Origin of the sequence: uncultured Tenacibaculum sp. (assembly GCF_947502995.1) — a bacterium.
Classification (GTDB): domain Bacteria; phylum Bacteroidota; class Bacteroidia; order Flavobacteriales; family Flavobacteriaceae; genus Polaribacter.
Genome location: NZ_CANNBW010000001.1, coordinates 64,003 through 76,061 on the forward strand (window position 1 = coordinate 64,003; position 12,059 = coordinate 76,061).

Annotated in this window: 16 protein-coding genes; all 16 read left to right on the forward strand. The window is 31.2% G+C overall.

Annotated elements, in window-relative coordinates:
* The first annotated feature begins 21 nt into the window (after window positions 1–21).
* The 16 genes from Q1A46_RS00285 (at window position 22) to Q1A46_RS00360 (ending at window position 11,761) form a co-directional block, all read left to right on the forward strand.
* Window positions 22–240 (forward strand): hypothetical protein, encoded by a 219-nt coding sequence (locus Q1A46_RS00285; protein WP_299672638.1) that lies wholly within the window; start codon window positions 22–24, stop codon window positions 238–240.
* A gap of 17 nt (window positions 241–257) precedes the next feature.
* Window positions 258–929 (forward strand): tRNA (guanosine(46)-N7)-methyltransferase TrmB, encoded by a 672-nt coding sequence (gene trmB / locus Q1A46_RS00290; protein ID WP_299672641.1) that lies wholly within the window; start codon window positions 258–260, stop codon window positions 927–929.
* A 69-nt stretch (window positions 930–998) separates the two neighbouring features.
* A complete protein-coding gene (locus Q1A46_RS00295; RefSeq protein ID WP_299672644.1) occupies window positions 999–1,610 on the forward strand; it encodes a hypothetical protein in 612 nt (203 codons plus the stop codon).
* A 3-nt stretch (window positions 1,611–1,613) separates the two neighbouring features.
* On the forward strand, window positions 1,614–1,940 hold the full coding sequence (locus tag Q1A46_RS00300) for an MGMT family protein (RefSeq protein WP_095074806.1): 327 nt from the start codon (window positions 1,614–1,616) through the stop codon (window positions 1,938–1,940).
* Window positions 1,916–2,806 carry a hypothetical protein gene (locus tag Q1A46_RS00305; RefSeq protein WP_299672655.1) on the forward strand — a complete coding sequence of 297 codons (891 nt, stop codon included), beginning with the start codon at window positions 1,916–1,918 and terminating at the stop codon, window positions 2,804–2,806. Before Q1A46_RS00300 ends, Q1A46_RS00305 begins: the two co-directional genes overlap by 25 nt.
* Window positions 2,807–2,922: 116 nt before the next feature.
* The gene (locus Q1A46_RS00310) at window positions 2,923–4,053 is read left to right on the forward strand and encodes an Mrp/NBP35 family ATP-binding protein (RefSeq protein ID WP_299672658.1); all 1,131 of its coding nucleotides are present in this window, start codon (window positions 2,923–2,925) and stop codon (window positions 4,051–4,053) included.
* A gap of 11 nt (window positions 4,054–4,064) precedes the next feature.
* Window positions 4,065–4,298, forward strand: a complete 234-nt coding sequence (locus Q1A46_RS00315) for a NifU family protein (RefSeq protein WP_299672661.1) — start codon at window positions 4,065–4,067, stop codon at window positions 4,296–4,298.
* Between the two features lie 13 nt (window positions 4,299–4,311).
* A complete protein-coding gene (locus Q1A46_RS00320) occupies window positions 4,312–5,367 on the forward strand; it encodes an NAD(P)/FAD-dependent oxidoreductase (protein WP_299672664.1) in 1,056 nt (351 codons plus the stop codon).
* Window position 5,368: 1 nt separating this feature from the next.
* Window positions 5,369–6,277 (forward strand): sterol desaturase family protein, encoded by a 909-nt coding sequence (locus Q1A46_RS00325; RefSeq protein ID WP_299672667.1) that lies wholly within the window; start codon window positions 5,369–5,371, stop codon window positions 6,275–6,277.
* A gap of 11 nt (window positions 6,278–6,288) precedes the next feature.
* A complete protein-coding gene (locus Q1A46_RS00330) occupies window positions 6,289–6,558 on the forward strand; it encodes a hypothetical protein (protein ID WP_299672670.1) in 270 nt (89 codons plus the stop codon).
* A gap of 1 nt (window position 6,559) precedes the next feature.
* Window positions 6,560–6,895, forward strand: a complete 336-nt coding sequence (locus Q1A46_RS00335; RefSeq protein ID WP_299672673.1) for a 2Fe-2S iron-sulfur cluster-binding protein — start codon at window positions 6,560–6,562, stop codon at window positions 6,893–6,895.
* Window positions 6,896–6,931: 36 nt separating this feature from the next.
* Entirely contained in the window at window positions 6,932–7,234 is a 303-nt protein-coding gene (locus Q1A46_RS00340) for a hypothetical protein (RefSeq protein ID WP_299672676.1), read from the forward strand.
* Window positions 7,235–7,330: 96 nt separating this feature from the next.
* Entirely contained in the window at window positions 7,331–7,837 is a 507-nt protein-coding gene (locus Q1A46_RS00345) for a ferritin (RefSeq protein ID WP_299618465.1), read from the forward strand.
* Between the two features lie 306 nt (window positions 7,838–8,143).
* Complete coding sequence (locus Q1A46_RS00350) at window positions 8,144–9,301, forward strand: homogentisate 1,2-dioxygenase (protein ID WP_299672679.1); 1,158 nt, start codon at window positions 8,144–8,146, stop codon at window positions 9,299–9,301.
* A 239-nt stretch (window positions 9,302–9,540) separates the two neighbouring features.
* Window positions 9,541–10,704 carry a 4-hydroxyphenylpyruvate dioxygenase gene (gene hppD, locus Q1A46_RS00355; protein ID WP_095074795.1) on the forward strand — a complete coding sequence of 388 codons (1,164 nt, stop codon included), beginning with the start codon at window positions 9,541–9,543 and terminating at the stop codon, window positions 10,702–10,704.
* Window positions 10,705–10,843: 139 nt separating this feature from the next.
* Window positions 10,844–11,761 (forward strand): tryptophan 2,3-dioxygenase family protein, encoded by a 918-nt coding sequence (locus Q1A46_RS00360; protein WP_299672682.1) that lies wholly within the window; start codon window positions 10,844–10,846, stop codon window positions 11,759–11,761.
* Window positions 11,762–12,059 lie beyond the last annotated feature (298 nt).

Sequence of the window (12,059 nt, forward strand, 5' to 3'; positions counted from 1 at the left end):
AGGCGTAAAGATAATCAAGATATGTTAGGATTAAATATTTTTAGATTCATAGGTGAGATATTTCAAGTATTATTCATTCCATTTGAATGGATTCGTTTAAGTCTTGCTAAAGGTAGTGCAGGATGGTGGACGTCTAATACTATCAACTGGATTTTCTTATTAGTACTTATCGTATTACTTTCTTATTGGATTTCTCAAGCTCTTAAATTTAAGAGAGAAGGAACTGAAGATAGAGCCTAAGCTTAAGCTATTTTATATTGGGAAGTAAAAACAAACTCAAACGTTTCAGAGAAAACGAAACTTTTGCTAATGTTATTCAACCTACAAGAGAAGAAGTTGTAAACGATTTTTCTTTAAAAGGTAAGTGGAATACATTTTTTAAAAACGACAATCCTATTGTTTTAGAGTTAGGTTGTGGTAAAGGAGAATATACAATTGCATTAGCTGAAAAAAATCCAGAATTCAATTTCATAGGAATAGATATTAAGGGTGCACGTTTTTGGAGAGGAGCAAAAACAGCTCTAGAAAATGACATGAATAATGTTGCATTTATCAGAACGCAAATAGAATTAATTGATTTTATTTTTGCTAAGAATGAAGTGCATGAAATTTGGATTACTTTCCCAGATCCTCAAATAAAATATAAGAGAACTAAACATCGTATGACGAATACTAGTTTTCTTAAAAAATACCATCAAGTTTTAAAAGAAGATGGTGTTATAAATCTTAAAACAGATAGTGAGTTTATGCATGGTTATACATTAGGACTTTTACATGGTGAAGGTCATGAGGTATTACATGCAAATCACGATGTGTATAAAAATCATTATTCTCCTGAAGAAGTTACAGGCACGCAAACTTTTTATGAGAAACAATATCTGGAGAAAGGTAAACCAATTACTTACGTAAAATTCAAGTTAAATTACTAAGCTTTTTTAATAGTCAAGAAAGTTTTTTCCTATATAAGCGTCTAAAATTATTCATCAATAATTTTTAGAATGCTGTTTCATCTTATTCTTGGTTTTGTAACTTCTTATCTTGGATTTGTAGCTCCCAGTATGCTTAACTTAACTGTGGGTAAAATTTTTATTGATGAAAATAAAAAATCAGCAAGACATTTCATTTTAGGAGCAGCAATTGTAGTTTTCTTTCAATTTTTGTTAAGTTTAATAGTGATTCGATTAATTCACAAATTTCCCCACACGTTATTTTGGATTAAAAATGTAGCGGTTTTTGTTTTTATGTATCTATCCTTTTTCTACCTGAACAAAGAATTTTCGTCTAGGCAAAAAGTACAGCAGATTTGTAATCAAAAAACATGCTTTTCTTACGGAATCAAACTTTCTTTTATCAATATGTTTGCAATTCCTTTTTTTGCATTAACATATTCATTCTTCATATCTAAAGGTTGGTTGTCTGAAGAATATAACTATTTGTTGTCTTTTGGAATAGGAACTTCATTAGGTGTAATTGCAGTTCTTTCTAGTTATATTTTACTTGTGAAAAAAATGGAAACCAAAGTGGCTAAAATAATGGTGTTTTTTAATCCGTTAATGAGTATAATTACAGGTTTTTTAGCAATATTAACATTAATAAAATTGTACTTTTAAAGTATGGAAGATTCTAAAAATTTTTTCGATAAAGTATATGAAGTAGCAAGGTTAATTCCTCATGGAAGAGTAACAAGTTACGGAGCAATTGCAAAATATTTAGGTGCTGCTCGTTCTGCAAGAATGGTAGGTTGGGCAATGAATAATTCAGGAGGTAAAGAAGTTCCTGCGCATAGAGTTGTAAATAGAAAAGGTATTCTTACAGGAAAACATCATTTCGATGGAACAAATTTAATGCAGCAATTATTAGAAAGTGAAGGAATAGAAGTTATCGAAAATCAAATACAAGATTTAGAAAAAGTATTTTGGGATCCAATGAAGGAACTCTAGGAATAGTTTTTGATTTTGTTATTCTTATGGAAAAGAAAGTACAGCTTATAATTATGATATTGTTTGTCTTTTTTTATGCTTGTGAAAAAAGAACAGTAATTACATTTCCTGAGATCATTATGTCTGAATATGATACGCTTATTCAGTTTGATTTAAAAGAAATGGAAAGATCAATTCCGTTAATTTATGCTATGAATGTCATTGCAAGTGATACGATTCGACTTAGTAATGAGGTTGAATATGTAAAAGAAAACTATGCGGATTATGATCATATGGAAATAGATAGAACAGATAGTTTAAAAATAATTGTAAATCCTATTAGTTCTTTTCATTCAAATTTATACGGATTGACAAGTGTTCTGCCACCACTTCCAATGAAAATTGATGAAAAAGAAGTAGACTATGATAAGAGGAGTTATGATTTTTATAGTGAGATGAAGAGAATAAACTATGAAATGACACCTGTTTTCATATATAATGTATCGAATAAAAATCAGGCACTAGAAAAGCCAATAGGAGGAAGTTTACAGTTGATAACAGAAGCAAAGGATGAAGAAGGAAAGTGGAAACCTGTTGATTTTTCTGAACAATTCAGACCCTTATGCCGAACTGGGCATCAAAATTATAATTTACAATCTAAACGTTTTATTGTCGCTGGCGTTGCAAAATATCAGGGGAATTTTAAAACTCAATTAAGGGTTAAGCTTAAGTCTTTTAGTAAAGTTTTTTATTCCAACGGTTTTGAAGGGAATATCAATAAAAATCAGTTTAATACCGCACAAGTTGTTGCAGATACAGAAAAGAGATTTTCTTTAAGTAAAAAGGAAACGAGAGAAAATAAGTTGAAAGAGTTGTTTTTAGAATAGCTAATGAAAAAAGATAAATAATATGAACTTATAAGGCTATAAACAATCGTAATTACACCGCTTTAATATCTGAAGCTTAAATGGTATCTTTGTAGTTAGAATTAATATAAAACATAATGAGCTTTAAAAAGCAAGATATATATAACGCATTAGAAACGATAACTGCTCCTGGAGAAGGGAAAAGTTTAGTTGAAAATGAAAATGTAAAGAATGTGGTTACTTTTGGAAATGAAGTAATTGTTGATGTTGTAATTGGAAACCCAACTTTACAAGCTAAAAAAAAGATGGAAACTGAAATTAAAAAAGCAATCCATCAAAATGTAAGTGACAGCGTTGAAGTTAAAGTCAATGTAAAAGCTGAGGTAAAACCAAAAGAAGAGGTAAACCAAATTCGAGGAAAAGAAATTCCAAATATTAAGAATATAATTGCAATTGCATCTGGTAAAGGTGGTGTAGGTAAATCTACAGTAACAGCAAATGTTGCGATTAGTTTAGCAAAAATGGGATTCAATGTAGGTGTTCTTGATGCTGATGTTTATGGTCCATCTCAACATATTATGTTCGATGTTGAACGCGAAAGACCATTATCAGTTAAAGTTGATGGACGTTCTAAAATGAAACCTGTTGAAAATTACGGAGTAAAATTACTATCATTAGGTTTCTTTACAAATCCAAATCAAGCTGTAATCTGGAGAGGGCCAATGGCTTCTAAAGCTTTAAATCAATTAATTTTTGATGCAGATTGGGGAGAAATCGATTTCTTATTAATCGACTTACCTCCAGGAACTGGTGATGTTCATTTATCAATTGTTCAAGCTTTACCAATTACAGGAGCTGTAGTTGTAAGTACTCCTCAAAATATTGCTTTAGCAGATGCGAAAAAAGGTGTAGCAATGTTCCAACAAGAAGCTATTAATGTTCCTGTTTTAGGAATTGTTGAAAACATGGCATATTTTACACCAGCTGAATTACCAGAGAATAAATACTATATTTTTGGTCAAAACGGAGCTAAAAATTTAGCAGAAGATTTAGAAACAAAATTCTTAGGTGAAATTCCAATCGTTCAAAGTATAAGAGAAGCAGGAGATGTTGGTCATCCTGTAGCTTTACAAAACGGAACAAAACTAGAAGAATCATTCAAAGAAATAACGCAAGAAGTTGTTTCGCAGTTATTAAAAAGAAATGAAAACCTACCTCCAACAGAAGTAGTACGAATTACTACTATGAGTGGTTGTAGTACAAAATAAGTCAGTAAGATATGTCAGTAGAAACACAAGATAAAGTAGAAAAAGCATTAGAAGAAATTCGTCCATTTTTAATTAGTGATGGAGGAAATATTAAGCTTTTATCCGTAGAAAATAACATTGTAAAAGTACAGTTAGAAGGAGCTTGCAGTGGTTGTTCTGTAAACCAAATGACACTTAAAAATGGTGTAGAAGCAACGATTAAAAGACATGCTCCAGAGATTGAAGAAGTGATTAATGTAGCTTAATAATTTTACTTTTATGATTAAAACCGATATACTTATCATAGGTGCCGGTCCAACAGGCCTGTTTACAGTTTTTGAAGCAGGTTTATTAAAGTTACGTTGTCATTTAATTGATGCGTTACCACAACCAGGCGGACAATGTTCTGAGATTTATCCTAAAAAGCCTATTTATGATATTCCTGCATATCCAGAGATTTTAGCTGGTGATTTAACAGATAAATTAATGGAGCAAATTAAACAATTTGAACCAGGATTTACCTTAGGAGAACGTGCAGATACTGTTGAAAAACAAGAAGACGGAACATTTATAGTTACAACAAATAAAGGTACAAAACATCACGCTCCAGTAGTTGCTATCGCCGGTGGATTAGGAAGTTTTGAACCTAGAAAACCACCTATTAGTAACATAGCAGATTACGAAGGAAAAGGAGTAGAATATATTATTAAAGAACCAGAAATGTACCGTGGTAAAGATGTGGTTATTGCTGGTGGTGGAGATTCTGCTTTAGACTGGTCTATCTTCTTAGCTGATGTTGCTAATTCTGTTACGTTAATTCATAGACGAAATGAATTTAGAGGTCATTTAGATTCTGTAGATCAAGTACAAGAATTAAAAAATGAAGGAAAAATCAACTTAATTACTCCAGCAGAAGTTAAAGCGATTGTTGGTGATGGTAAGGTAGAAGGAGTTGAAGTTCATAAGAAAGATGAAGAGCCTTTTGTAATCAATACAGATCATTTTATTCCTCTATTTGGATTATCTCCAAAACTAGGACCTATTGCTGACTGGGGACTAGAAATTGAGAAAAATGCAATTAAAGTGAATAATGCATTAGATTATCAAACTAATATTCCAGGAATTTATGCTATAGGAGATGTTAATACATATCCTGGTAAATTAAAATTAATTTTATGTGGATTCCATGAAGCTACTTTAATGTGTCAAAGTGCTTTTAAAAGAATTTTTCCAGATAAAAAATACGTGATGAAATACACAACAGTTGGTGGTGTTCAAGGTTTCGATGGAACTAAAAAAGAAGCGCCAAAAGCTGTAGTTAAAGCGATAAAATAAATTGACAATTACAGAATATATACAACAACTGTCACAAGATAAACTCTTGTATTTCGCATTACCAGTTTTCTTTTTTTCAATGCTGGTAGAATATCGATTTGCAAAAGAGAAATACCATGGTAAAGACACTACTGTTTCTTTATTAATGATGGTGTTTTCAGCAATAATAGAGTTTATTCCAAAGGTGTTGGCGTTTGTTGTATTTTTCTATTTACATGAATTAAGTCCGCTAAAAGACGTTGTTGGTCGCCAATGGTGGGCTTGGTTGTTATTGTTTTTTGCTGATGATATTTCATATTATTGGTTTCATCGTTTAAACCACGAAGTTCGTTTGTTTTGGGCAGGCCATGTTCCACATCATTCATCTATCTACATGAATTTAGGAACAGCATTACGTCAAGGAGTTGGAGAACGTATTCACAAGTTTTTCTTTTGGTTATGGATTCCATTATTAGGGTTCGATCCTTTAATGATGTTCACTATGATGGGCGTAAGTTTAATTTATCAGTTTTTTGTACATACAGAACTGGTAGATAAATTACCAAAACCAATTGAGTTTATTTTCAATACACCATCGCATCATCGAGTTCATCATGCATCTAATATTCGATATTTAGATTGTAATCACGCTGGAATTTTAATTATTTGGGATCGTATTTTTGGTACCTTTTCAGAAGAATTAAAAGAAATTGATCAACCAGTTTACGGTTTAACAGTAAATATTGAAACATTTCATCCAGTAAAAGTTGCTACACACGAGTATGTTGCAATTTGGAAAGATGTAAAACGAGCTGATAAATGGTCCGATAAATTGAATTATATTTTCAATTCGCCGGGTTGGAGTCATGATGGAGAGGATAAAAGAGCAAAAGTGCTTCGAAAGAAATTAAAAGAGCAGGAAAAAATTTAAATTTCTCTTATATGATGTATTTAAGACTTGTTGGAGGATTTGATCTCAATCATATGATTAACGTAACATTGGATGAAGTTATTATCTATTTATTATTGTCAATAGTTTTAGGTTTAATTTTTCATTTTGCATTATCTTCAAAGCAAATTGATTCTACTGAGGAAGAGACAATTATTAGTAAATCTATACCTCTAAAAACAAAAATTGTATTAGTATTTATTACACTTGTTATAGTGTTTGTTCCAGTATTCAAGTTATTAAATACTGGTTATTTCTTATAATATGGAAAATCAAGATATTACAATAAAAATTACAGACAGAGAAGGTGTAACTCACGAAGTTCAAGCACCAACAGATATGAACATGAATTTGATGGAAGTAATTCGTTCTTATGAATTAGCTCCAGAAGGAACAGTTGGTATTTGCGGAGGAATGGCAATGTGCGCTTCTTGTCAGTGTTATGTGAAATCAGATCATGAACTTCCAGAAATGTCTGATGATGAAGATGCAATGCTTGCAGAAGCCTTTTATGTTGAAGATAATAGTCGTTTAGGATGTCAAATTCATATGACTCCAGAACTAGATGGACTCGAAGTTGAGATTGCTCCTGAAAGTTAATTTTAATTTATTCTAAATAAGTGTTACATTTGCAATATGAATGTAGATGCAAGTGTTGAGTACGAAATCGATCTTAAAGAGATCACATTTTGTAAGTACGAATTAAAAACAGTCAATAAAAGAATCCCTTTATCATTTCCTCAATTATTACAATTGAGAAAAAATGTATACAATCTTACAAAGCCAGAAGCTTTATATGATATTATTGATTCTGAGAATTTTGTACTGCTTTTTGTTGCAGATAAACAGCATTTAATCTATTTAGATATTCCTCAAATCTTAAACTTAAGAAACACAATAGATTCGTTTTTTTACAGTTTTAAATCAGTTTCAATCTAAATAATATCCTTATTTAGACTTCCTTTAAATTTTGACTGTCAGTTTTTTACAGCGATGTATTGTCGTATTTTTGTAATAAGTAAAAATTAGAATATCATGAAAACAGCAATAAGAAAACAAATGACGATAAATCCTGTAGTTATGGATTTATTAAACAGTCAAATAGCATTAGAAATGAAAGCCTCTGCATCTTATTTAGCTATGGCTTCATGGTGCGATCAAAGAGAATTATTGAACAGCAAATCATTTTTCTATAAGCAAGCTGAAGAAGAAAGAGAGCATGCAATGAAAATATTTGCGTTTATAAACGATAATGGTGGAGCAGCAATCTCTCCAAGTGTAGAAAATGTAAATAATGATTTCGAAAGCCTTAGAGCGATTTACGAAACTTCATTAGAGCAAGAAATAAATGTAACAGAATCGATTTTCAAAATCTTTAAAACAGCAAGAAAAGAAGACGATTTTGTAACAGAAGTATTCTTACAATGGTTCATTTCAGAACAATCAGAAGAAGAAGATACAATGAGAAGCATTATCGATGTATTTGATTTAATGGAAGGAATGCCATTAAAAATGATCGACGAAAGATTACCAAAAGAGTAATTTGATGTATAACAATATACTAAGGTCCGAAGTTAATAACTTCGGACTTTTTGTTTTTTAAGAATTCTTTGTAGAGTGACTTTTATCAGTCTGTAATCCACATTCTTTTTATTATATTTGTAAGACAAACAACTAAATCGCTAAGAATGTTCTGGTTAGGCTTACTAGCACACTTAAAATTTTTAATCAAGCGAAATCCTGAGTGATAGGTTAATGGATCAATTTATCTATTTGAGAATGTAATGCTTAATCAATATTTTGATTTTAAGTACACATTATATCATTAACAAATAAAACTATCGGCTTATGCCTTTTTATCATAAATTAGGAAAAATTCCACCAAAGCGTCATACACAATTCCGTAAAGAAGACGGAAGTTTATATTATGAGCAGTTATTTGGTACCATAGGATTTGATGGAATGTCATCAAATTTATATCACGAGCACAGACCAACTCAGGTAAAAGAAATTAGAAAGCAATATTCTGTAGCTCCTAAAATCGCAAAGAAAAATAATATTCAATCGTATCGTTTTAGAGGTTTTCAAGTGCCTCAGGTCGAAGACTATTTAGAAAGTAGAAAAATAGTTTTGACGAATTCAGATTGTAATATTATTCTTTCAGCACCAAAATCATCTACAAACGACTATTTCTATAAAAATACAGATGCAGATGAAGTAATCTTTGTACACAGAGGAACAGGAAAATTAAGAACACATATGGGGAATATAAATTTCAAATATGGAGATTACTTAGTAATTCCTCGCGGTATGATTTACAAGTTAGATTTTGATACAGAAGATAATCGCTTATTTATTGTAGAATCATACAGACCAGTATATACACCTAAACGTTATAGAAACTGGTTTGGTCAATTATTAGAACACGCACCGTTTTGCGAAAGAGATATTCGTCAGCCAGAAGAGTTAGAAACACATAACGAAAAAGGTGATTTTTTAATTAAAATTAAAAAGCAAGACGAAATCATAGAAATGGTATATGCGACACATCCTTTTGATGTTGTTGGTTATGACGGATTTAACTATCCGTATGCATTCTCAATCCATGATTTTGAACCAATCACAGGTAGAGTACACCAACCGCCACCGGTACATCAAACTTTCGAGACAGATGCATTTGTGATTTGTAGTTTCGTGCCAAGATTATACGATTATCATCCACAAGCAATTCCAGCTCCATACAATCACAGTAATATCGATTCTGATGAAGTATTATATTATGTAGATGGAGATTTCATGAGTAGAAATGATATTGATGCTGGACATATTTCATTACATCCAGCAGGAATTCCTCACGGACCACATCCTGGAGCAACAGAAAGAAGTATTGGAAAGACTGAAACAGAAGAGTTAGCAGTAATGGTAGACACGTTTAAACCATTAATGGTAACAGAAGAAGCAATGAAAATTGCAGACGATAAGTATTATCAGTCTTGGCTTGAGTAATCGCTAGTATTAATAAAGGAATTTGAAAGTATAGTAATAGACTTTCAAATGAATCAATTTTAACAATTATCCATGATATCTAATAATAAAAACACGTCAACCTGAACTTGTTTCAGGTTCTCATTATAAATTATTGTAAATGTTTTATGAGATTCTGAAATAAATTCAGAATGACGTCAACAATAATAATGATGATCTAGAATGGATATTTAATTTAATTTTTCAAATTAGAAATTAAGATGAGTAATAAAGATATAAAATCAGTAAACTACGGTTTAGAAAAAATATTTGAAGGAGCACAAGATTTCCTTCCACTTTTAGGAACAGATTATGTAGAGTTTTATGTAGGTAATGCAAAACAAGCAGCCCATTTTTATAAAACAGCATTTGGTTTCCAATCTTTAGCTTATAAAGGTTTAGAAACAGGATCTCAAGATGAAGTAAGTTATGTACTTGTACAAGATAAGATTCGTTTAGTATTAACAACTCCGTTAAATAGTAAATCACCAATTAATGACCATATCGTTAAGCATGGAGACGGAGTTAAAGTTGTAGCACTTTGGGTTGAAGATGCTCGTTCTGCTTGGGAAGAAACTACAAAAAGAGGAGCAAAATCTTACATGGAGCCAACTGTAGAAACTGATGAACATGGAGAAGTAGTGCGTTCTGGAATTTATACTTATGGAGAAACTGTACATATGTTTGTGGAGCGTAAGAATTATAAAGGAACATTTATGCCTGGATTCATGGATTGGAAATCAGATTACAATCCACCATCAGCAGGATTAAAATACATCGACCACATGGTAGGAAATGTTGGTTGGGGTCAAATGAACAAATGGGTAAAATGGTACGAAGATGTAATGGGATTTGAAAACTTCTTATCATTTGACGATAAACAAATTCATACAGAATACTCTGCTTTAATGAGTAAGGTAATGAGTAATGGAAATGGACGTGTTAAATTCCCAATTAATGAGCCAGCCAAAGCAGCTAAAAGATCTCAGATAGAAGAATATTTAGATTTTTATGAAGGTGAAGGAGTACAGCATATTGCAGTTGCAACTGATGATATCATCAAAACTGTTTCACAATTAAAAGCTAACGGAGTAGAATTTTTGCCACCACCACCTCAAGCATATTACGACATGATTCCTGAACGTTTAGGAGTTCATAGAGATATGATGAAAGAAGATATTTCTAAATTACAAGAATTATCAATTTTAGTAGATGCTGATGAGGAAGGATATTTATTACAGATTTTCACAAAACCAGTAGAAGACAGACCAACATTATTCTTCGAAATTATTCAAAGAATGGGAGCAAGAGGTTTTGGAGCAGGAAACTTTAAAGCTCTTTTCGAATCAATCGAAAGAGAACAACAAAGAAGAGGAACTCTATAAATATATAGAATTGAGGAATTGAACCAAGAAGGAAATAATCTTTCTTGGTTCTTTTTTTAATGTTAAAATTAAATAGAAGTCTTATAAGTGTGCAAAGTCTTGTATCTTGGCTTCTTTTATTCTTTAGTCTAAAAAACAAATGAGTCGAGAAGAATTACTGAAGGCAATAGAAGAAAAGTATAATAAATTAGGAGTGCCAGTTGAGGCAATGCTAGAAGGTTTACTATGGAGTAAACCAATTACTTATTGGGATTATATTCAAACAGATGCATTATTAGGTTTACAAATCCCTAGAACTACACAACCAGATGAAATGGTGTTTATTATGTATCATCAGGTAAACGAGCTTTTGTTTAAAATGATTCTTTGGGAAATTGATCAAGTAGCGAAAAGTGTAGAAATTTCTGCAGATAAATTTTCAAAACATTTAATGAGAATAAGTAGATATTTCGATGTTCTATGCAGTTCATTTGATGTTATGGGAGATGGAATGGATGTAGAACAATATCTTAAATTCAGAAATACACTAACACCAGCCAGTGGTTTTCAAAGTGCTCAATATAGAAAAATTGAATTTGCATCTACAGAATTAATAAACTTAATAGATATTCGATTTAGAGATACTATAGATCGTAACTCGTCATTTAAAAATGCGTACGATCATTTATATTGGCAAGCAGCAGGGAAAAATTATACTACAGGTCAAAAAACAACATTATTAAAGTTGTTTGAAAAGAAATACATGGGAGAGTTTATGGAGTTCATGGAAGATTATAATGATATTAACCTTTCTAAGAAATTCCAACAGCTTCCAGAAGATATTCAAAAAGATGAAGCTTTAATTAAAGCAATGCGACATTACGATTATACAGTAAATGTAAAATGGGTTATGGCACATTACAATGCTGCAGGAAAATATTTAGGAGGAAATGATACCGATTTAGAGGCAACAGGAGGAAGCAGTTGGAGAAAGTATTTACACCCTAAATATCAAAAAAGAGTTTTCTTCCCATATTTATGGAGTAAAGAAGAGTTAGAGAATTGGGGAACTTTTTAAAACGATTTACAAAACCTTTACTAAAAAAATAAAGATAGAAAACTGCATGTTTTACATGCGGTTTTTTTATTCTAAAACCTTTTTAAAAATAAAACTGTAGGGTTTTTATTTGTTCTGTTGTATTAATAACAAGGGAACAAATTTTATATATAATTATGGAACATTTTGGAGAATTTTGCTTGTTAATATCATTAATGTTAACAGTGTTAGGGGTTTATTTAGAGACGGATAATAATTTATTTTAACAAAACCATAGGGTAAAAAAAAGTTGAGTTGTATTAAACCTGTAACAACAATA

Bases quoted from the DNA above. Each gene is read 5' to 3' on its own strand.
- Q1A46_RS00330 (WP_299672670.1), top strand. From the start codon at position 6,289: ATGATGTATTTAAGACTTGTTGGAGGATTTGATCTCAATCATATGATT.
- Q1A46_RS00350 (WP_299672679.1), top strand. From the start codon at position 8,144: ATGCCTTTTTATCATAAATTAGGAAAAATTCCACCAAAGCGTCATACA.
- Q1A46_RS00360 (WP_299672682.1), top strand. From the start codon at position 10,844: ATGAGTCGAGAAGAATTACTGAAGGCAATAGAAGAAAAGTATAATAAA.
- Q1A46_RS00335 (WP_299672673.1), top strand. From the start codon at position 6,560: ATGGAAAATCAAGATATTACAATAAAAATTACAGACAGAGAAGGTGTA.
- hppD (WP_095074795.1), top strand. From the start codon at position 9,541: ATGAGTAATAAAGATATAAAATCAGTAAACTACGGTTTAGAAAAAATA.
- Q1A46_RS00345 (WP_299618465.1), top strand. From the start codon at position 7,331: ATGAAAACAGCAATAAGAAAACAAATGACGATAAATCCTGTAGTTATG.
- Q1A46_RS00295 (WP_299672644.1), top strand. From the start codon at position 999: ATGCTGTTTCATCTTATTCTTGGTTTTGTAACTTCTTATCTTGGATTT.
- Q1A46_RS00320 (WP_299672664.1), top strand. From the start codon at position 4,312: ATGATTAAAACCGATATACTTATCATAGGTGCCGGTCCAACAGGCCTG.
- Q1A46_RS00315 (WP_299672661.1), top strand. From the start codon at position 4,065: ATGTCAGTAGAAACACAAGATAAAGTAGAAAAAGCATTAGAAGAAATT.
- Q1A46_RS00310 (WP_299672658.1), top strand. From the start codon at position 2,923: ATGAGCTTTAAAAAGCAAGATATATATAACGCATTAGAAACGATAACT.
- Q1A46_RS00285 (WP_299672638.1), top strand. From the start codon at position 22: ATGTTAGGATTAAATATTTTTAGATTCATAGGTGAGATATTTCAAGTA.
- Q1A46_RS00340 (WP_299672676.1), top strand. From the start codon at position 6,932: ATGAATGTAGATGCAAGTGTTGAGTACGAAATCGATCTTAAAGAGATC.
- Q1A46_RS00300 (WP_095074806.1), top strand. From the start codon at position 1,614: ATGGAAGATTCTAAAAATTTTTTCGATAAAGTATATGAAGTAGCAAGG.